Annotated in this window: 16 protein-coding genes; 8 read left to right on the top strand and 8 right to left on the bottom strand. The window is 62.0% G+C overall.

The genetic code is table 11. The features are described from left to right. The 3 genes from cydB to cydC all read left to right on the top strand — a co-directional run bounded on the left by cydB (window position 1) and on the right by cydC (window position 4,496). Window positions 1–1,029, top strand: a complete 1,029-nt coding sequence (gene cydB, locus ICM05_RS08415; protein WP_188024124.1) for a cytochrome d ubiquinol oxidase subunit II — start codon at window positions 1–3, stop codon at window positions 1,027–1,029. Window positions 1,030–1,119: 90 nt separating this feature from the next. Beyond that, window positions 1,120–2,838: a thiol reductant ABC exporter subunit CydD gene (gene cydD, locus ICM05_RS08410; protein ID WP_188024123.1), complete on the top strand. Its 1,719-nt coding sequence runs from the start codon at window positions 1,120–1,122 to the stop codon at window positions 2,836–2,838. Further along, entirely contained in the window at window positions 2,835–4,496 is a 1,662-nt protein-coding gene (cydC, locus tag ICM05_RS08405; protein ID WP_188024122.1) for a thiol reductant ABC exporter subunit CydC, read from the top strand. The genes cydD and cydC overlap by 4 nt, the downstream gene beginning before the upstream one ends. Window positions 4,497–4,520: 24 nt before the next feature. Here cydC and ICM05_RS08400 read toward each other — a convergent pair whose 3' ends face one another. After that, window positions 4,521–5,294 (bottom strand): hypothetical protein, encoded by a 774-nt coding sequence (locus ICM05_RS08400; protein ID WP_188024121.1) that lies wholly within the window; start codon window positions 5,292–5,294, stop codon window positions 4,521–4,523. A 78-nt stretch (window positions 5,295–5,372) separates the two neighbouring features. Here ICM05_RS08400 and ICM05_RS08395 point away from each other — a divergent pair, with 78 nt between their 5' ends. From ICM05_RS08395 to ICM05_RS08380, 4 genes are all read left to right on the top strand, one after another. Next, complete coding sequence (locus tag ICM05_RS08395) at window positions 5,373–6,689, top strand: anthranilate synthase component I family protein (protein ID WP_188024255.1); 1,317 nt, start codon at window positions 5,373–5,375, stop codon at window positions 6,687–6,689. Window positions 6,690–6,753: 64 nt separating this feature from the next. Continuing rightward, window positions 6,754–9,282, top strand: a complete 2,529-nt coding sequence (leuS, locus tag ICM05_RS08390; RefSeq protein WP_188024120.1) for a leucine--tRNA ligase — start codon at window positions 6,754–6,756, stop codon at window positions 9,280–9,282. Between the two features lie 167 nt (window positions 9,283–9,449). Then, window positions 9,450–10,355: a helix-hairpin-helix domain-containing protein gene (locus tag ICM05_RS08385; protein ID WP_251364586.1), complete on the top strand. Its 906-nt coding sequence runs from the start codon at window positions 9,450–9,452 to the stop codon at window positions 10,353–10,355. Window positions 10,356–10,447: 92 nt separating this feature from the next. After that, the gene (locus tag ICM05_RS08380) at window positions 10,448–12,820 is read left to right on the top strand and encodes a ComEC/Rec2 family competence protein (protein WP_188024119.1); all 2,373 of its coding nucleotides are present in this window, start codon (window positions 10,448–10,450) and stop codon (window positions 12,818–12,820) included. A 128-nt stretch (window positions 12,821–12,948) separates the two neighbouring features. Here ICM05_RS08380 and ICM05_RS08375 read toward each other — a convergent pair whose 3' ends face one another. The 5 genes from ICM05_RS08375 to ICM05_RS08355 form a co-directional block, all read right to left on the bottom strand. Then, window positions 12,949–13,908 (bottom strand): ABC transporter substrate-binding protein, encoded by a 960-nt coding sequence (locus ICM05_RS08375; protein ID WP_188024118.1) that lies wholly within the window; start codon window positions 13,906–13,908, stop codon window positions 12,949–12,951. Between the two features lie 146 nt (window positions 13,909–14,054). Then, window positions 14,055–14,909 carry an ABC transporter ATP-binding protein gene (locus ICM05_RS08370; protein WP_188024117.1) on the bottom strand — a complete coding sequence of 285 codons (855 nt, stop codon included), beginning with the start codon at window positions 14,907–14,909 and terminating at the stop codon, window positions 14,055–14,057. A gap of 35 nt (window positions 14,910–14,944) precedes the next feature. Continuing rightward, window positions 14,945–16,057, bottom strand: a complete 1,113-nt coding sequence (locus tag ICM05_RS08365; protein ID WP_215401765.1) for an iron chelate uptake ABC transporter family permease subunit — start codon at window positions 16,055–16,057, stop codon at window positions 14,945–14,947. Further along, window positions 16,054–17,019 carry an iron chelate uptake ABC transporter family permease subunit gene (locus tag ICM05_RS08360; protein ID WP_353055860.1) on the bottom strand — a complete coding sequence of 322 codons (966 nt, stop codon included), beginning with the start codon at window positions 17,017–17,019 and terminating at the stop codon, window positions 16,054–16,056. The genes ICM05_RS08365 and ICM05_RS08360 overlap by 4 nt, the downstream gene beginning before the upstream one ends. Before the next feature lie 237 nt (window positions 17,020–17,256). Beyond that, window positions 17,257–18,150 carry a helix-turn-helix domain-containing protein gene (locus ICM05_RS08355; RefSeq protein WP_188024115.1) on the bottom strand — a complete coding sequence of 298 codons (894 nt, stop codon included), beginning with the start codon at window positions 18,148–18,150 and terminating at the stop codon, window positions 17,257–17,259. Window positions 18,151–18,283: 133 nt separating this feature from the next. On the opposite strand from ICM05_RS08355, the gene holA reads away from it, so the two are divergent. After that, window positions 18,284–19,321 carry a DNA polymerase III subunit delta gene (holA, locus tag ICM05_RS08350; protein ID WP_353055859.1) on the top strand — a complete coding sequence of 346 codons (1,038 nt, stop codon included), beginning with the start codon at window positions 18,284–18,286 and terminating at the stop codon, window positions 19,319–19,321. A 7-nt stretch (window positions 19,322–19,328) separates the two neighbouring features. Here holA and ICM05_RS08345 read toward each other — a convergent pair whose 3' ends face one another. Both ICM05_RS08345 and rpsT read right to left on the bottom strand, forming a co-directional pair. Continuing rightward, window positions 19,329–19,805 carry an HPP family protein gene (locus ICM05_RS08345; RefSeq protein ID WP_215401763.1) on the bottom strand — a complete coding sequence of 159 codons (477 nt, stop codon included), beginning with the start codon at window positions 19,803–19,805 and terminating at the stop codon, window positions 19,329–19,331. 127 nt (window positions 19,806–19,932) lie between these two features. Then, window positions 19,933–20,193 (bottom strand): 30S ribosomal protein S20, encoded by a 261-nt coding sequence (gene rpsT / locus ICM05_RS08340; RefSeq protein WP_188024114.1) that lies wholly within the window; start codon window positions 20,191–20,193, stop codon window positions 19,933–19,935. Between the last annotated feature and the right edge of the window lie 230 nt (window positions 20,194–20,423).

The raw sequence follows: 20,423 nt of genomic DNA, 5'->3' as shown, positions 1-20,423 counted from the left end.
ATGGAATTGACGACAATCTGGTTCCTCATCGTCGGAGTGCTGCTCATCGGCTACTTCGTTCTCGATGGATTCGACTTTGGTGTTGGCATGTCGATGCCCTTCATCAGCAAGGATGACACCGACCGCCGTGTCATGATCAACACGATCGGCCCGGTCTGGGATCTCAACGAGACCTGGCTCATCGTTGCTGGTGCCTGCCTGTTTGCTGCGTTCCCCGAGTGGTACGCGACGATGTTCTCGGGCTTCTACCTCGCGCTGCTCCTCATTCTCGTTGCGCTGATTCTGCGCGGTGTCTCGTTCGAGTACCGCCACCAGGGCAAGGGGAAGCAGTGGACGAACTGGTTCGACCAGTTCATCATGTGGGGCTCGTTCCTGCCGCCGCTCCTCTGGGGCACCGCGTTCGCGAACCTCGTTCAGGGTCTCCCCATCACCAAGATGGACAACGGTGGCTGGCTCTACGAGGGCACGCTGCTCACGCTCCTCAACCCGTACGGTCTGCTCGGTGGCGTAGTCGTGACGCTGCTTTGCTTCACCCACGGCGCAGTCTTCATCGCGCTGAAGACCACCGGCGAGATCCGTGACCGCGCTCGCGCGCTCGCAACTCGCGTTGGACTCGTCACGATCGTGGCAGCCGCTGGCTTCCTCGTCTGGACGATCGTGATGAACCTCGACAGCCCGCACCTCGGCCTCATCATCGCGTGCGCTGCAATTGCCGCTGTCGCGCTCATTGCCGGCTGGGTTGCGAACCTCGCAGGTCGTGAGGGCTGGGCATTCGTTGGCAACACCGTCACGATCGCGTTCGCGCTGCTGACGATCTTTGCCGCCCTGTTCCCGAACCTCATGGTGTCGAGCATTGACCCCGCATTCTCGATGACCATCGAGGGCGCGGCGAGCTCGCCAAAGACCCTGGAGTTCATGACTTGGGTTGCAGTGATTACCCTCCCGCTGGTGCTTGCGTACCAGGCGTGGACCTACTGGGTATTCCGTAAGCGCGTCAGTCGGGACATGATTCCCGCCGCTGCACACTAGTCTGAGTGCAATACAAGGGCCAGGTTCGGGAAGACCCGGGCCTGGCCCTTGGCGCATTCGGATCCGCTTCACCTCAAGGAGTTCACCGCTGTGAAACCGCTTGACCCGCGCATGCTGCGCACTGCGAGTTCTGCCCGTTCCGTGTTTGGGTGGGGTGCGCTGATCGGCCTGATCCGCACCCTCGCGATTATCGCCTGGAGCTGGTTCCTCGCGCAGTCGATTGCGGCCGCGGCATTCCCGGTGCTGCGGTTCACGAAGGGCTCGGATCTCAGCCTCACCCCGCAGGGGACCGCACCGGTTGAGCAGCTTCCGTTCCTCCTGGGGTGTGCGCTGGTTGCGCTGCTGCTGCGGGCAGGGTCGAGCTGGGCCATGGACGCGCTTGCGGCGCGCGGCTCGGTGCGGGTAAAGGCGGAGCTGCGATCCGCCGCCCTTGATGCGATCGATGCGCGCTCTCCGCAGGCCACTGCTGGCGTGCCGGACTCGCGGCTTGCGACCACGCTCGGCCGCGGCCTCGACGCGCTCGACGGGTATTTTGCCGGGTACGTTCCGCAGCTCATTCTCGCGGTCGTTGCAACCCCGGTGATGATTGCATGCGTATTTCTGGCGGATCCGCTGAGCGGCATCATCGTCGTCATCGTGTTCCCAGTGATTCCCGTGTTCATGGTGCTCATCGGCCTCGCAACGAAAGCTGTGCAGGATCGCCAGTGGAGCCGACTGCAGCACCTCTCTGCCTCGTTCCTCGACGTGGTGACTGGCCTGGCAACCCTCAAGATTTTCCGCCGCGAGGAGCGCCAGGCCGCTCGCATCGCGCGTGAGACGGACGAGTACCGCGAGAGCACCATGAAGGTGCTGCGCGTGACGTTCCTGTCGGGCTTCGTGCTCGACCTTGCCGGTACCTTCTCCATCGCGCTGGTTGCGGTCACGGTCGGCACGCGGTTGGTCGTGGGCGACTTCCCGCTGGCGATGGGTCTCTTCGTGCTGCTGTTGCTGCCTGAGGTGTTCATTCCGATCCGCCAGGTTGGCGCGGCGTTCCACGCTTCGGCCGAGGGACTCACGGCAGTCGGTGACGTGTTTGACCTCATCGATGGCAAGGAGCTCGGGGGCGCAGCCGAGGCTGGTGCCGATGCCGATGCCGATGCCGATGCCGACACCGACGCTGCTGCCAAGCCAGATACCACGGCTGGTGATGTCGCCGTCACCGATGGACTCATCGGACTCGCCGATGTTCCACTTGTGCGCGGATCGCGGCAGCTCGCGCCACCACTGAAGCTTTCGGCCGCGCCAGGTGAGGTCGTGGCGCTTGCCGGGCCCTCTGGCGTCGGCAAGTCGACCGCCATTGCATTGCTTATGGGCACGCTCGAACCGACCGAGGGCACGGTCTACCGACCGGCGCACCTGTCTTGGGTGGGTCAGCGACCGGGCCTCATCCAGGGCACAGTTGGTGAAAACCTTGCACTCGGCGGCACGCCCGATGTGGCGCTCGCGCGCCGCGCGCTCAACACGGTCGGTCTCGAAGACCTCGAGCTCGATTACGAACTCGGCTCGCTCGGCAGCGGTCTGTCCGGTGGCCAGTCGCAGCGTGTGAGTGTTGCGCGAGCACTCTTCCGCACCTGGCAGCTCGACGCGCCAGCGGTCGTGCTCGATGAACCCACCTCGGCACTTGATGCTGATTCGGAGCGGTTGGTGATCCGCGCAATGCGTGATGAAGCTGATGCCGGTCGTGCGGTGTTGGTAGTGAGCCACCGGCCGGCGGTACTGAACGCCGCAGACAGAGTTGAACGAATCGAAGCAGCAGAGGTGCAGGCATGAGCGCAACAGTGACGGCTCGCGAGACGGTCATCGCGCGTGCGGTGCCGATGACGAAGCGCCGAATGCCTGGCATCTTGCTGGGCGTCCTCTCTGACGGCAGCGCCGTTGGCCTGCTCGCGTTGAGCATGTGGCTCATCGTGCGCGCGGGGGAGCAGCCGCCAGTGTTGCACCTCACTTTTGCGATCGTGGGCGTGCGAGCATTGGCGGTTGGCCGTGCGGCGTTCCGGTATGTGGAGCGACTATCGAGCCACGACTCTGCGCTCAAGCAGCTCGCACACCTCCGCACGGAGACCTTCGAGCGCTTGATCCCACGGGTGCCGGGTGCGCTCGAAACGTCGAAGCGTGGCGAGGTCCTGTCGGCCTTTGTTGACGACGTTGATCAGTTGCAGGACGAGGCGTTGCGCGTTCGCCAGCCCAAGATCGTGAGCGGCATCGTCATTGGCCTGACGGTGCTGGTCGTGGCGATCGCATCGATTCCCGCGGCGCTCGTGTTGCTCCTGGTGCTCGTGCTCTCGGGCTTCGTTGCCGCCTGGCTCGCACGCCGTCTCGCTGGCGAGAGTGACCGCGAGCTCGCGGCCGCGCGATCCGGCCTCATGGACGCGCTCCTCGAGCGGTTCGCCTCGGCAGAGGTGCTTGCCGCGTTCGACGCGCTGCCGGCGCAGCGCGCACGCATTGCTGCGGCCGAGGCGCGGCTCGCGGCCGTGCAGGAGCGCCGCGCGCGATCCGCTGGACTGACCGGTGCGATTGTGGCACTTGGCGCTGGCATCGCGACGCTCGGCATCTTCCTTATTGCGTTGCCGGCAGCAGGCGAGTCGATCTCGGCGCCGGTCTTTGCTGCGATTGTCGTGGTGCCGGCCGCGGTCTTCGAGGTGTATGCCCAGTTGCTCGCGACCTTTACCGCTCGTCGCGCGGTTGAGGCAAGCGCCGATCGCATTGCCGAGCTCACCGAGCAGCCGCTGCCCGCCGAGATTCCGGTCGACCCTGCGTCGCCAGCCAAGCTGCCGGCGGCCGTGCCGACCGGCACCCCGCTGCTTGCGGCGCAGCACCTTTCGGTTCGCCATGCTGGCGCGGATCATGATGCCGTCACCGGCATCAGCTTCGAACTCGCTGCCGGTGAGCTGCTCGTGATCACCGGCCCGTCGGGCTCGGGAAAGTCGACGCTTGCCCTCGCGCTCACCCGCTTGCTGGAGTACCGCGGGGAATATCGCGTTGCCGGAGTCGAGGCGAACACCCTCGCCGGCGCGGATCTGCGTTCGTTCGTCGGCCTGTGCGAGCAGAGCCCGCACCTCTTCGACTCAGATATTCGCCAGAACCTGAAATTCGCACACGAAACCGCGAGCGACGACGAGCTGCTCGCCGTCATTGAGCGTGTGGGCCTCGGCCCGTGGCTCGCAGAACGCGGCGGGCTCGACGCCCGAGTCGGCGAACACGGCGCGCTCGTGTCGGGCGGTCAGGCGCAACGAATTGCGCTCGCGCGGGCCATTCTCGCGGACTTCCCGGTCGTCATTCTCGACGAACCAACCGCGGGTGTCGACCGTGAGCGCGCAGATGTGCTCATGCGCGATCTGCTCGGTGCGATTCCCGATGACCGTGCGGTCGTACTCATTACGCACACCGACTTGCCGACGGATGTGACCGGCGCGCGACTCGAGCTGTAATCGAATCTGAGGCTGGCGGGCCGCTTATACCGGCTGCCAGCTCTGGTCGAGCACCTTGCGGAACCTCGCAAGGCGCTCTTCGTTTGCCGGCTGTGTTGCCTTGCCGTCGACGCTCGTCACCACGCGAATACCGTGCAGCGCGTTGACCGCCCAGACCTCGAACAGGGTGATCGCGCTGCCAAGCACTGCAATCTCGGTGATCGCCTGACTCGACTCGTCCTCCTCAGCGATGACCCGAACCAGGATCTCCGTGACCGAGACGATCCGCCCCTCTGGCCGGCGTTCACCGGCGCCCGGAAGGAAGTGGCCATCACCCGTGCTGGGATTCCACAGCACCAAGCTTGTCGTCGCGCCCTCGATGGCGAACCCGTCCTCATCGACGAACAGCGCCTCGGCCCCCAGCTCACGATTGAGTGCCGAGTAGAACGGAATGTTCGGCCCCTTGCGCCACGGCGTGATGCGCTCACCCGCTCGGTCTGTCGTCACGAGTGCAAGCGTCTCGCCGAGTTCGGGAAGGGGGCGGATCGCGCACGCCAGCTCCAGGTCTCCCTCTTCGGTGCGCCACAGCTCAAAACGTGGGAAGCCATCGCCACCCGCGGCGATATCTTCACCGGCAGACTCAAAGAAGTCAGTGAGCCAGCCCGCGAGATCATCGAACGGGATCTCGCCAGCCACCGCCTCCTCGACCGAGTCGATAAAGCGGGAGACATGCATCTCCATGCCGCGCGCCTCAGTTTCTCCTGTGAAGGAGTTCGTGCGGGTGCGGAATGAATCGGCGACAAGTAGCTCACGTTCCATGCCGTGAGCGTAGCAGGGCGGCGGATCCCACCGCCCGTGGAGCAAGACCCCGCGCGGCGACGCTACCCTTATGAGGTGATGTTGACCGAGCTGCCGTACGCCGTCGACGCCTCGACCGCCGCGGCTGTGCTGGCCGCTTCAGGTGAGGCGTGGTGCTGGTTTGACGGCGCCGCGCCAGCGCCAGGAGAATCAGCGGTGAGTCTGCTTGGCGTTGCCGCTGAGGTTCGTATGCCGCAGCCAGGTGCGCAGCACGAGTTCCTCGCGGAGCTTCGTGCGGAATCCGCTGCCGGCGCCTACTGGGCGCTCGCGCTCTCGTATGAGTTTGGTGTTGGTCTGCTGGGCGTGCCACGTGCGCCCGGATTTTCTGGCGACGCGAGCTTCGCGATCCGCCTCGATGCCGTACTCGCGATCGACCACGCGACCGGACGTGCGACCCTGCGCGGATCCGCCCCGGCACGTACCCACTGGCTCGCGCGCTTCGATGCACCGCTCCGCGCGGCGGCAGCTGCTGCCGAGCCCCTGACCACGCCCGCCCGTACCCCACGCAATCTCGATCTCGCCTGGCGTCGCACGGATGCGCAGTACGAGGCCGAGGTCGAAGCGTGCCGCTCCGCGATCGCCGAGGGTGATGCCTACGTCCTGTGCCTCACCGACACGGCTGAGACGGTCGTAACTGAGCGGGTTGATCCGCTCGCCCTGTTCTTGCAGCTGCGCGCCACAGGCCCAGCCGTGCGCGGTGGTGTGATCGTCGCGGGCGACCGCGCGCTCGTGAGTGTGAGCCCCGAGCGCTTCCTCAGCGTGCACGACGGCACCGTGCGGACGCACCCGATCAAGGGCACGCGCAAACGTGGGACGACCGAAGCGGCGGATCGCGCACTCGCAACCGAGCTCCGCACCGACCCGAAGGAACGCGCAGAAAACCTCATGATCGTTGACCTCATGCGCAACGATCTCAGCCGGGTATGCACCGTAGGATCGGTGCGCGTCGAGCGCTTCCTTGAGGTAGAAACCCACCCGCACGTGCACCAACTCGTGAGTACGGTCGCTGGCGACCTGGCTGCGGGGAACGACATGTGGGACGCTCTTGCGGCCTGCTTCCCAGGTGGATCCATGACCGGGGCGCCGAAACGACGCGCCGTCGAGATTCTCGGGGCGCTTGAGGCTGGCCCGCGCGGCCTCTACTCCGGGTGCTTCGGGTGGGTCGACGAAAACGGTGACGCAGAGATCGCAATGACCATTCGCAGCGTGGAAATCCACTCGCGCGAGGGAGTCGGTGGGGCAGTCGAAACGACCGTGCGCATTGGCGCCGGGGGAGGAATCACCGCTGACTCCGACCCGGCAATGGAGGCCGCAGAGAAGCATCTGAAGGCAACTCCGCTTCTTGCCGCGCTGTAAGCGGTATTCTTGAAAGATATGCACGTCCGCCGGGGCGTGTGACGCAGTTGAAAACGAGGTATGTGTGACCGAGCAGCAGGGGCGTGACGCCGAAGGCTACGACTTCCGCAAGATCCAAGAACGCTGGCTTCCCGTCTGGGACGAGATGAAGCCGTTCCAGGTGGGTAACGAAGATTCGGGCAAGCCGAAGAAGTATGTGCTCGATATGTTCCCGTACCCGTCGGGCGACCTGCACATGGGTCACGCTGAGGCATTCTGCTTCGGTGACATCATGGCTCGCTTCTGGCGCGGTCGCGGCTATGACGTGCTGCACCCGATCGGCTGGGACTCGTTCGGTCTCCCCGCTGAGAACGCGGCAATCAAGCGTGGCGTTGATCCCCGTGAGTGGACCTACGCAAACATTCAGCAGCAGAAGGACTCGTTCCGCAAGTACGCTCCGTCATTCGACTGGAGCCGCGTGCTGCACACGAGCGACCCCGAGTACTACAAGTGGAACCAGTGGCTGTTCCTCAAGATGTACGAAAAGGGTCTCGCATACCGCAAGGCGAGCTGGGTCAACTGGGACCCCGTAGACCAGACCGTGCTCGCGAACGAGCAGGTCCTCGCTGACGGCACTTCGGAGCGCTCCGGCGCGATGGTCGTCAAGAAGAAGCTGACCCAGTGGTACTTCCGCATCACTGATTACGCGGATCGCCTGCTCGACGACCTCGACACCCTCGAGGGCCAGTGGCCCACCAAGGTGCTCAACATGCAGCGCAACTGGATCGGTCGCTCGCGTGGCGCAGAGGTCGAGTTCGAGATCGAGGGTCGCGACGAGAAGGTTCCCGTCTTCACGACCCGTCCCGATACCCTGCACGGCGCAACCTTCATGGTGGTCGCTCCCGATGCTGACCTCGCTGCAGAGCTCGCAGCTGGCGCATCGCCCGAGGTTCGCATGCAGTTCCAGGCATACCTGGAGCAGACGCAGAAGCAGACCGAGATCGAGCGTCAGAATGCGGATCGCGAGAAGACCGGCGTCTTCCTCGATCACTTCGCTGTGAACCCCGTGAACGGTGAGCGCATCCCCGTGTGGGCATCTGACTACGTGCTCGCTGATTACGGTCACGGCGCGATCATGGCCGTGCCAGCGCACGACCAGCGCGACCTTGACTTCGCTCTCAAGTTCGACCTCCCCGTTCGTGTGGTCGTCGACGTGCGTGACGAAGACGGTGCAGAGCTCCCCAACCCCGCTGAGAGCGGCAAGGCGACCGCGGGCGAAGGCCTGCTCGTTAACTCGGGCGAGCTCGACGGCCTGCCTAAGGCTGAGGCAATCGCCAAGGCGATCGAGGTGCTTGAGACACGCGGCACAGGCCGTGCGACCACGACCTACCGCCTGCGCGACTGGCTCATCTCGCGTCAGCGTTACTGGGGTACTCCGATCCCCATCCTGCACGGCACCGGCGAGCACGAGGGCGAAATGAAGCCCGTCTCGCAGGAGTCGCTGCCCGTTGAGCTGCCCGCATCTGAGGGCCTCGACCTCAAGCCCAAGGGTTCGTCGCCGCTCGGCGCCGCAACCGAGTGGGCAACCGTCACCGATGAAGACGGCGAATGGCTGCGCGACCCTGACACGATGGACACCTTCGTGGACAGCTCGTGGTACTTCCTCCGCTTCCTCTCGTCGAACGACGACACCCAGGCGTTCGACCCCGAGGCAGCAAAGAAGTGGGGCCCCGTCGATCAGTACGCTGGCGGCGTTGAGCACGCAATTCTGCACCTGCTCTACTCGCGCTTCATCACCAAGGTGCTGCACGACCTCGGCTACCTCGACTTCGAAGAGCCCTTCACCTCGCTCCTCAACCAGGGCATGGTGCTGCTCGACGGCGCGAAGATGTCGAAGTCGAAGGGCAATCTCGTCGAGTTCGCTTCGGAGCTGTCGGAGCACGGCGCTGACGCACTGCGCGTCACGCTCGCGTTCGCTGGTCCGCCCGAGGACGACATCGACTGGGCTGACGTTTCGGTGCAGGGCTCGGCAAAGTTCCTCGCACGTGCGTGGCGTATCGCCGACGATGTCGAGCAGAACGGTGCCCCCGCTGGCGTCGACTTCGCCGGCAGTGACAAGGCGCTCCGCAAGCACACCCACCAGCTCCTCGCAGACGCACCGACCCTCATTGAGCAGTACAAGTTCAACGTTGTCGTCGCACGTCTCATGGATCAGGTGAACTTCACCCGCAAGGCAATCGACAAGGGCTGCGGCATCGCAGACCCCGCTGTTCGTGAGTCGGCAGAGGCGATCGCACAGATCCTCTCGCTCTTCGCGCCCTTCGCAGCAGAAGACATGTGGGCCAAGCTCGGCCACGAGGCGACAGTTGCACTCGCAACCTGGCCCGCCGCTGACGAGTCGCTGCTCGTCGAGGACGAGGTCACCATGGTCGTGCAGGTCAACGGCAAGGTGCGCGCGCGTCTCACGCTGCCCGCATCGGTTACCGAAGACGAAGCACGCGAGGCTGCACTCGCAGACGACGGCGTGAAGCGCGCTATCGGCGATCAGGAGATCGTGAACTTCATTGTTCGCGTTCCCAAGATCGTGAGCATCGCGGTGAAGCCCGCGAAGTAGTCGTTTCCGCTTCACGCGATAAGCGTCACGAAGGCCGCGCAGTTCTTACGAGCTGCGCGGCCTTCGTATGTTGTGCACAATCGTGAATGTCTGTTGAATCGCGTGCATTGCCCACAATTCTGTGAACCCACCCTTCTGCGCAGGTATTCACTCCCAAACTGGGCTGCATGAGACCGCAGCACTGGGAACTTCCACCAATTCGAAAGCATGTGTACGAGCAGACGCGCGAGCCGATGCACGATGCAGAGAGCACCGGCCCGCGGGAAACACCGACACAGCAAGGTTGGTTGCACCTCGTGCAAGGCGATCAGACAGCGACGGAACCTGCGTCGGTTCAGGAGCCCAATGTGCCAGGGCGCTGGGCCCTTGCACACCCAAAACGAACTGCCGAGGCTCCTGCGCTCACCTGGCGCGAACGGGTCTCCGTCGCCGCCCTGACGAAGCGGTCGATCGCCCTACCGGCTGCCGCCGCAATCGCGTTGTTCGTTGTCGCTTCACTCGTCACTCTGCTGTTGATTTGGGAGCAGCCGGGGGAGGCTACGGCTCCGTTTGTCGAGTCTGAGCAGTCTGCAAGTGCTGGTGGCGGCGTGATTACGGAAAACGAGGGGACGGGCCAACCTGAATCTCTGCTTGCCGTGCACGTCGTAGGAGAGGTGGAGCAGCCCGGGGTGGTCGAACTGCCTCAGGGATCACGGGTGCTTGACGCGATGGCGGCTGCCGGTGGCGCTACTGCAACTGCGGTACTCACCGACGTCAATCTTGCACGGTTGGTCATTGACGGCGAACAAATTGTTGTACCAAACCTCGAACAGTCGCTAGCTTCAGCTGCTGCAGTCTCAGATCAGAGTCAAGGCGGTGGTGCGACAAGTGGCGGCGACGCTCCGCTGGTGAGCCTGAATACTGCGAACGAGAGCGACTTTGAGACGTTGCCTCGCGTTGGGCCTGCCCTCGCTGCACGAATCATCGAGTGGCGGAAGGCAAACGGTGGTTTTCGCACGATTGATCAGCTCGGTGAAGTGAGCGGCATTGGCGACAAAACACTTGAATCGCTCAAGCCGCTAGTCACATTATGAAATCGCGAGTCGACGGCCAATTTCTCGTCGATGCGAGCACAGGCCCACCTGGCGCGTGGCGGCTCCTCTTTCCTGCGCTTGCAGGTTGGGTCATGTATGCGCTCTTGATTCATCGTCCAGAAGCAAGCCGATGGTGCATTGCCGTTGCGTTTGTCGCTGGAATCGTTACGCTGGTGGGCACGCTTCGATCCCGTCATCGAGACGGCAATCGTAGTGCGCCGACGGTTCGTAGCGCGCTGCTCGTGTTATTGACTGTCGTCATTCTGCTCGCAGCGCGGGTAGAGATGAGTGACACCGCGAGGATGCACGTTGAGTTTGTTGCAGCGGCGAAGCAAGAACGGGCCATTGAGTTTCAAGCTGATGTCGTCGGATTCCCGAGAGCAACTGCGGCTCCCGCCGGAGGAGCGAGTTTTGGGATGCAGGCGATGGCCGATATGCATGGGGCAGCCGTGCCGGTAAATCTCTGGCTCGATGGGGCTCCAGATGTGACGTTCGGACCCGGGACGAGAGTCGCTGTGCGCGGGCGGCCGAAACCAGCGATGCTCGGTGCTACAAGTGCTTGGCACATTACCGTGCGCAGCTTGCAGGTAGTTGCGCCTGCAGGAGGCTGGAACGCGACTGCTTCCCGCCTACGCGCAAGCCTTTTGGCGGCAGCTTCTCCGGTGGCGAGCGCGTCGCTAGTTCCGGGCTTCGCCGTGGGTGATACCTCGCTGGTGAATGAAGACCTCTCCGCCGACATGCTGGAAACCGGGCTGACGCATCTCACTGCCGTCTCAGGCGCGAACTGTGCGCTCGTTGTCTCCGCCGGAATCTGGCTTGCCTCGCGCTTGGGGCTTGGGCGTCGGGCGAGGCTTCCAATTGCGGGGTTGTTTCTCCTCGGGTTCGTTGGCATAGTTGGGCCCGACTCGAGCGTGCAGCGAGCCGCGGTGATGGCAGCTGTCGTGTTGATTTCGCAGTTTGCAGGGAAACGATCGCAGGCATTATCTGCGTTGGGAGCTGCTGTGCTGATCCTCTTGATCCGCGACCCATGGGAAGCTGTTCAAGCCGGATTCGCGCTCTCGGTCACTGCCACACTAGGCATCCTGTTGTTCTCTCGGCAGTTCACGAGCGGACTGAAGCGCAGGTGTCGGGTACCCGGATGGCTTGCGACACCGTTTGCGCTCACGCTGGCGGCTCAACTCACATGCGGTCCACTGCTCCTACTTCTGCAATCAGGCGTCTCAATTGTGAGTGTGTTCGCAAACGTCTTGGCAGCGCCTGCGGCACCTCTTGGGACTGCACTCGGGCTGGGCGCTACCATCGTTCTTCCGGTCGCAGAACAAGCTGGAACGTGTCTGGTATATCTTGCCGCGATACCGGCGCGCTGGATCGAAATAATCGCAGCGATTGGATCAGAGTTGCCGTTTGGGCGATGGCATTGGAGCGGAGGTTGGTTCGGGGCAGGCGCCTTGGCATTGGTTGAAGCGATCGGTGTGATGCTGGTGGCGGTGATTACGAGACAACTCTCGCGAGGCACGTGGGAAACAGGGAAGCGCAGACTTCCATGGGGTGAGGTGCAACGGCTGCCGGTAGCTGCGAAGCGGATCAGTGTTTTGCTCGGGGCGACCAGTGCTGGCATTGCACTCACGATGATCGGTGTTGCGCCGGTAGCGTCCAAAATTGGGATTCCGCAAGACTGGGCGATCGTTTCTTGCGATGTCGGACAGGGAGACGCAACGCTGCTGCGGGACCCTGAACGCCCTGACTTCGTCATGTTAGTTGATACGGGAGACGATGAACACCTATTGCAGCAATGCCTGAAGCGCTTCGGGGTATCACGCATAGATCAGCTGGTACTCACCCACGATGATCGTGATCATGTCGGTGCGTTAGATGCGGTCGCGGGAATCACGGAGACGGTGATCATTGCGCCGGCGAATGCTGATGACGGCGAAGATCGTGCACTCGTGAAAAGTTTGCGTGCGCATGGCCTGACGCCAGTGATTGTGCGGCAGGGTGATACCGGAGGAGCTGTTCCCGGAGGAAATTCTGGCTTGTGGTGGAAAGCGTTGGCTCCGGCTCAGGGAGTCGTTCCGAAAGATACAAACGCGGCGAGTATTGTGATGTCGGTTTCGATCCAGGGTCAGCGCATTCTCATGCTTGCCGACACTGGTAAAGACGAGCAGAAAAGCATGCTCGCCGCTGGGCTAGATGTCTCTAGCGACATCGTGAAGATTGCGCATCACGGGTCAAAGGATCAGTACCTCACCCTTTACGAGCAGGTGGGTGCTGGGGCTGCCTTCGTATCTGTTGGTAGCAAGAACCGCTACGGGCACCCCAACCAAGAGTTACTCTCTGCACTTCAAAAGATGGGTATGCAGACTTGGCGAACAGATGACTTGGGCACGGTCGTATTTGTGCTGGAAGTGCAGGGGCTGCGTGGATTTCATATGAAAGGGCGAGGTGCATCTGTTCGGCTGCCTTAAAGATGCGAAACGCACGGGCGTGTATGTCACGATCGATACAAAAGTGCCGGTACGGTCACTTGCGGAGATGAAACCGTACCGGCACACATGTGCAGAGTGAGCTGCACCCCCTGCAGCTCACTCTGTGACTACTTGAAGTCGGGGAACTCCTCAACTGCGTCCGCAATGCCGTCAACGACACTGGTGTAGGTCAGCGCGAAGCCGAATCGCTCAGCTAGGTTGCCCTCGATCCAAGTACCGTTTGCGACCGCTGGCACTCGGTTGAGCAGCGGATCAAGATCCGCATCGACATCGGCTTTGTAGACGAGCAATGCATCTGCGTCACCGAGCGAGCTGACTGCGCTTTCATAGCTCAGCATGTGGCCCATACCGTTTGGGTTAGGCGGTGCAGCAGTGATCTCTGCATTGTCATAAATGTTGAATCCGAGCGCGGGGAACACGACCTGGTAGAGCGACTCGTCGGAAATGACCGTGAAATTATCAACTGGTGCGTGAATGACGGCGATCGACTTGCCCTTGGTATAGGACTCAATGCGCTTACGTGCGTCTTCTACCGCCTGCTCGTAACCTTCGATAGCGGCCTCGGCCTGATTTTCACGACCGAGCATATTGAGCTGTGCAGTCATCGCCACGAACGGATCCTCGGCAGAGGCACCCTCAACATCAATGCCATCGTTCACGGCGAGCACGGGAGCGATGTCATCAAGTTTGAAGTCTTCGCCCTCATAGAAATCCCACCAACCCTTGCCAACGACAATGAGATCGGGGTTGTACGAGGCGATCTCCTCGCGGTTCAAATCAAATGCAGTATTTTTCAGATGAGCGACGTCCTCATCAACGAGCGGTGAGAGCGGGCTGTCCTCACCGTATGCAGTTGCTACGAGTGGGTAGTCCGCGAGGAGCGCCATTTCGAGGCCACTGCGGCTATCGAGCACGACTACGCGCTGCGGATCTGCGGGGATCTCTGCAGTGTAGCCCTCGTAGTTGAAATCGATAGTTTCACCTGAGGCGCTGCTCTCGGTCCCTGCAGTGTTACCGCCAGCGCAACCGGTGAGCAGGCCAACCGAAACTGCCGCTGAGAGGAACATTAGGGCGCGTGTGCGACGGGCAGGCCTGAGGCGTGAAATGCCGGATTCGGCAATTGAGAGTGGCATATAAATCCTTGACATGATGTGGTGCCTGTTTGGCAGGCGAGAGGGCCGCAGCGTGTTTGCTTTGGCCACTGAGTACAACGTTAGAAACTTCTCGCATCGAGGGGGAGACGTGGCGCTTCGCGATCTGGACGTGAACGGTCACGACCGAGTGGCACAACGGTCGGGGATCCGGTGACCGGGTCGGGAACGACGATGCACGCGAGCCCAAAGACCTCCTCGACGATCTCAGCGGTGACGACCTCTTCTGGAGACCCCTGGGTAACCACGGCGCCATCTTTCATAGCGATGAGGTGAGTGCCGTAACGCGCTGCCTGATTGAGGTCGTGTAGGACTGCAACAAGCGTGTTTCCAGCAAGGTGCAGATCGGTGAAGAGTTCGAGTAAGTCAATCTGATGTGCAATATCGAGATAAGTGGTGGGTTCATCAAGCAACAACAGCGGGGTTTCTTGAGCAAGCACCATGGCGACCCACACGCGTTGCTTCTGTCCACCTGAAAGCTCATCGACGAGACGGGGTGAGAGCTCGGTGACTCCCGTTGCGTTCATAGCCTGAAGTACAGCGTGTTCGTCAACGTCGGTCCACTGGCGGATGAGGCCCTGGTGTGGGTACCGGCCTCTCGCGATGAGATCCGCCACAGTGATTCCCTCTGGGGCGATGGATGACTGGGGAAGTAGGCCGAGCTTCCGCGCTACAGCCTTCGCCTTATACGTTGCAATATTCTTGCCGTCGAGCAGCACTTCGCCGGCAGTCGGACGTATGAGTCTGGAAAGTGCGCGAAGCAGGGTCGACTTGCCACACGCGTTGGGGCCAACGATGACGGTGAATGATTCGTCTGGAATCGCGACCGAGAGATTCTCTGAGATGGTCTTTCGGTCATAGCCAATCGTGACGTCGGCAACCTGTAGTGCAGTGGCGGCAGAAGGAGAAACAGTCATGCGAGTGCTTTCTGAGAGCGTGGGGAATGAAGGTGTTAACCGCGCTTGCGGGCTTCGGCGATGAGCAACCAAATGAGGTAACCGCCACCAAGAACGACGGTCACGGTGCCGACTGGAAGCATTGCTGGAAGCGCGTGCAGTGCGACATAGTCAGAGGCCGAAAGGAGAACCGCACCCATGCAGGCCGATGCGGCAACAGAGACACCGGGAGATCGAGTAATGCGACGCGCGATCTGCGGTGCGGCGAACGCGACGAATGAGATCGGGCCAGCTGCGGCGGTTACTACGGCGATGAGTGCGACCGAGAGCAGCATGAGAACCAGGCGAATAGGCTCGACGCGCACGCCAAGTGCCTGCGCGGCATCATCGCCAAGCTCAAGCTGTTTGAGCGGTCGAGTGAACCCTAGGGTGACCGCAAGAAGTATGATCACCAGCACAGTGCCAGCGCCGGTCTGTAGCCAGGTCATGCCGTTGAGGGATCCGGCCCCCCAGACAGCCGCGACCAGGGCGGTATCGAGATTTGCAGTGAGTGTCAGCCACGTGTTGAGCGAGCTCAGCATTGCTGACACCGCGATACCTGAAATGATGAGTCGAAAACCCTGCACGCCACCCCTGAACGCGAGAATGTACACGAGTCCAGCAGTAGCAATGCCGCCTACGAACGCGCCTGCTGCAACGTCAAGGTAAGTGCCCTGCAGCACAATGATGACGATGAGCGCGCCGGTGTAGGCGCCGGCTGAGAAGCCCAAAATATCGGGACTTGCGAGCGGGTTTCTCGTGAGCGACTGGAAGATAGCGCCGCTTGCCCCAAGCGCTGTGCCAAACGCGCATGCCGCGAGCGCGCGCGGCATGCGCCACTCGATGACGACGGTCCGCGTGAACTCTTCGGCCTGCGAGGTGAGTGCCTGCCATACCTGAGCAACTGTCAGCGGGTAGTCGCCGCTTGCGAGAGCCGCAATAAAAATGACGACCGCGAGCGTCACCAGGGCGAGGCACATGGTGAACACACGCATGTCGATTCGGAGCCATACGCCGCGCACATGCCATCTGCGGAAGGTGCGGCCAAACTGCACATGCTGTGGCAGGTGCGGATTCGCTGGAGCATCTCCTTGCGTGTATGCCGACTGTGGTTTCGATGGAGTGCTCACAGGCCACTCACCTTCCGCTTGCGGATGAGCATAATGAGTACCGGTGCGCCCACGAACGCTGTCACGATTCCGACGGGGACCTCTGCTGGACGCATGATGAGTCGTCCGGCGATGTCCGCAAGTAAAAGCAGTGCTGGTGCGAGAACCAGGGTGTAGGCAAAGATCCACCGTTGGTCTGGCCCAACGATCCAGCGTGCAACGTGCGGCACCATGAGGCCGACGAAACCAATTGGTCCTGCAATTGCGGTTGCACCACCAGCTAAAAGCGTTACCGCAATGACCACGAGGATTCGGGTACGCAGCACGTTCGCGCCGAGCGCCGCAGCCAGATCGTCACCGAGCGCGATGGCGTTGAGCGATCGTGCGAGGCACATGGCGATGATCAGTCCGATTGCGAGGAACGGCAAGACAGGCCAAACGGTATCGAGGTCGCGACCGACGACGGTGCCGGCGCCCCAGTTTCGCATCTTGTCAAAGGCCTGAGGATTTAGCAGCGTCAAAGCTGAAGTTAGGCCACTCAGGGCTGCACCGAGCGCAACACCAGCGAGCACGAGTCGGAGTGGATCCGCGCCACCGCGGCCAGCCGAGCCGATGGCGTACACCGCAAACGTGACGATGAGGGCGCCGCCGAACGCGAACCAGATGTATTCGGTGATTGAGGCTGCACCGAATGCGCCGACCCCCACTGCGACAGCGAATGAGGCCCCTGAATTGACGCCAAGGATGCCGGGATCTGCAAGAGGATTGCGGGTGAGTGCCTGAATGAGTGCCCCGGCAATGCCAAGTGCTGCAGCAACGACGATAGCGACGACGGTGCGGGGGACGCGCAGATCGCGGACGACAAAGTGATCCTCGGTATCGGCCGGTGCGAAGAGTGCGTCCCACACGGTAGCCAGGGGAATTTCACGTGAGCCGATGACGATGCTTGCGACGACGATGACACCGAGTCCGAGACAAGCCACGAATAACCAGAGCGTGCGTGCGAGGTTTCCTGAGGCCTTTCCTTGGCTCGGTCGTTCCGGTGAATCGCGTAAGTCCGCGTGATCTCGGGGTTGAGTGCTGGCTTGAGTCGGCATGGGCATAATGCGAGGCGAGCTCCGGTGGCTGTGAGGGCGATCGCGCCGGTCTGGCGCGTACTTCCAAGCTACGGTGGTACTTCAGACCTGGGGAGACAGGTCGTTTCTCATATGAGACAGGCGTTAAGCTGCGCGCCGGTTTCGGCCCTGCCCGGTAATTCGCTCGGTGAACTCGCCTGGCGTGCAGCCAATGGTCTTTCTGAAAGCAGTGACGAACGCACTTGTTGTGCTGTAGCCCACACGACGTGCGACGTACTTCACGCTGTTGCCATCGGTGAGCGAGCCGAGCGCAGCGCGCATTCTCACGAGTCGACGCCACTGCGTGAAGCTCATTGCAACTTCGGCGCTGAATGCACGAGTAAGCGTTCGTGATGTCATGTTGAGCAGCGAAGCCCACTGCTCGAGAGAGCGGTCGTCGGCCGGGTCACTCAGGACCTTTTCCACGAGAAGTGCGAGCCTCCGGTCCTCTGGGATCGGGACGTCGAGACCAAGAGAATCGTTCAACTCAAGCATGTCGATGCAGACCTCTTGCGCACGCAAGCGTTGTTGCACTGACATGCGGGTATTCTTCAGGTGAATCAGCAACTCACGTGCGGCCGGCACAAGTCGCACCGCGACGGGCTTGTCCCAGACGCGCGTCCAGCTTTCCGGTGCAAAGTAGGTGGTGCGGATCTCGGTACTTTCGCGTGAGGAGCCTTCGTGCTCCATCCCGGCTGGGATCCATAGTCCAATGCCTGGGGTGACTGTCCACTGGCGGCCACCAGTCACCATTGTGACAACACCACGGTCTGTCCAGAGGAGCTCGTGTTCTGGGTGACTGTGGCGAGCCCAGGTGACGGCATGGTTGGGGATGTGCACGCTAGTGGTGAAGAGATATGGATCGGCGACGTAGTGTTCTGGCGAGTGCAGAGGAAGCCGTGCCAAGAGTGGCTCAGGGGCTTCAGTCTGGAGGCTCGGGCGTGGTGCACGGTCGGCGTGCAGAGTGAGAACTGTCATGGTCACCTGGGAGTTAGTCATAGAAGTAAGGCTCTCCTAATATTAGTCAGATGAATGAGGTTCCCGCTTATCCATGTGTTTCCAGTGGGATGCTCATGGGGCGTTAACTGGGGTGAACCTGCTGATGTCGGCGGGGGCGGGTAGAGTGTGTGTCGTGGCAGCAGCAGCACGAACGACACCGGCGAAGAGCGCGAAGACCAAGGCACCGCAGTGTGACTGGACCGAAGCGCGCCCAGCGCCAACCGTGCTCGTGAGCGGCGCTGAAGAGTTTCTTGCTGATCGGGCAGGGCAACGCATTCGCGAACAGCTCAAAGCTGAGAATGCTGAGCTCGAGGTGCACGATATCGATGCTGCGTCCTATGCGGCGGGCGAACTCTTCACGCTTGCGAGCCCGTCGCTTTTTGCCGAACCTCGACTCATCCGCGTGAGTAATGTCGAGAAAAGTTCCGATGCGTTCATTGAAGACGCCAAGCGGTATGTGCTTGACCCGGCAGAAGACACGACTCTCGTGCTTCGTCACGTCAATGGCATGCGCGGCAAAGCCTTGTTGGACACTGTTCGCGGGAGCGCACCCGGCGCGATCGAGATCGTGTGCCCCGAGATCAAGAAAGAGTCTGACCGACTCGCGTTCGCGCAGCAGGAGTTCCGTCGCCTTGGCGCGCAGGCAACACCTGGCGCGGTCCGCATGCTCGTCGCGGCCTACGCCTCCGGTAGCGTCGGTGAGCTCGCAGGTGCGTGCGTGCAGCTCGTCTCAGACGTCGGCCGCAACCTCACCGAAACCGAGGTCAACCGCGCGACCGAGGGCCGTGTCGAGGCCAGCGGCTTCAAGCTTGCAGATGCGGCAATTGCAGGCCGGCGCTCAGACGCGCTCGTGCTCCTGCGTCAGGCGCTCCTGACCGGCCTCTCACCGATCCCGATGCTCGCGGCACTCAACATGAAGCTGCGCGGCATGGCACGAGTCTACGGTGCCCGTGGCAACGCGGGTCAGCTTGCGAAAGAACTCGGTATGGCACCGTGGATGGTGCAGAACGCCGTACGTGACGCGCAGGCCTGGCGCGAAGAAGACCTCGCACGCGCAATCGACTTGGCGTGCGAGACCGAGTGGAAGCTCAAGGGCGGCACCCGCGATCCCGAGTACGCGCTCGAGCAGCTCGTGAGCTTCGTTGCTCTCCGAGGCCGCACCAGCCGCTAACGCCGGTTTACCACCAGTATGCGGGGTAGCCCGTGTGCTTGATCTTGTTCAACAGAATGCCGAACACCACGAGAATGATCGCGCCAAGCACCGTCGAGATAATCAGCGACCACTGACCCGACACTGTCATCGCCGCAATCATCGCCGTCGCCGCGCCAGGGGAGTGCGCCGTGCGCAGCACGAGCATCACGCCGAGCGAGAGTGCGCCAGCGATAGCGGCAGCCCACAGCGAATGACTGATGTAGCCAACGCCCACGCCGACCAGCGCAGACAGCAGGTGCCCGCCAACGACCTGACGCGGCTGCGACAGGTGTAGATTCGGACCCGTCACAATCAACACCATGCTCGCAGCGAGCGGCGGGATCAGTAGTTGATGCCCCGTCCATGTGCCAATCGCGACCAACGAGCACAGCGCAATGCCAGCGACCAGCGTGGCGACCACGATTTTGCTCAGCGCAGGGCGCGGCGGGGTTTTCGTCTGCAACAGTGCTTTCCAAGCAGCGGGCAAAGCGTGTCTCCTCACATGAACGCAGCACATCACGACTGCGGATAGACGAAAGCAGCGGACCACCGAAGTGATCCGCTGCTTTGCGATGCTTCAGAAAGCAGTCTTAGATAGCTGCAACCTGAGCTGCGAGCTTCGACTTGCGGTTCGCAGCGTTGTTCTTGTGCAGAACACCCTTCGAAACAGCCTTGTCGAGCTTGCGGGTAGCAACCTTGAGGTTTGCCTCAGCAGCGGTCTTGTCGCCAGCCGCGATCGACTCGCGGGTCTTGCGAATGAGGGTACGCAGCTCGCTCTTGTATGCACGGTTACGCTCGGTAGCCTTGCGGTTGGTCTTGATGCGCTTCAGCTGCGACTTGATGTTTGCCACGTTAAGTGAGTTCCTTCATTTCAAGGTCAATATGAATTGTTCCGTTTCGGTGAGAGAGGGCACCTCCCGGATGTGTGGATAGTTCCACACGCAAGTCAGAGATTAACTCTATCAGATGAAGGGTCATTCCTGCTGGGTGCGTCGTCGTGCGTGTTCGCATTGTGGACGCGTGACGGTCACACAACGTGCGTAAGAGCGGTTGTGGGGGAGGCGCTGATCCGCGCCCCGGT

Source organism: Leucobacter sp. cx-42 (assembly GCF_014529985.1).
GTDB lineage: Bacteria > Actinomycetota > Actinomycetes > Actinomycetales > Microbacteriaceae > Leucobacter.
Note: the sequence above shows the minus strand (reverse complement) of the source record. Positions and strands in the feature narration are given on the sequence as shown.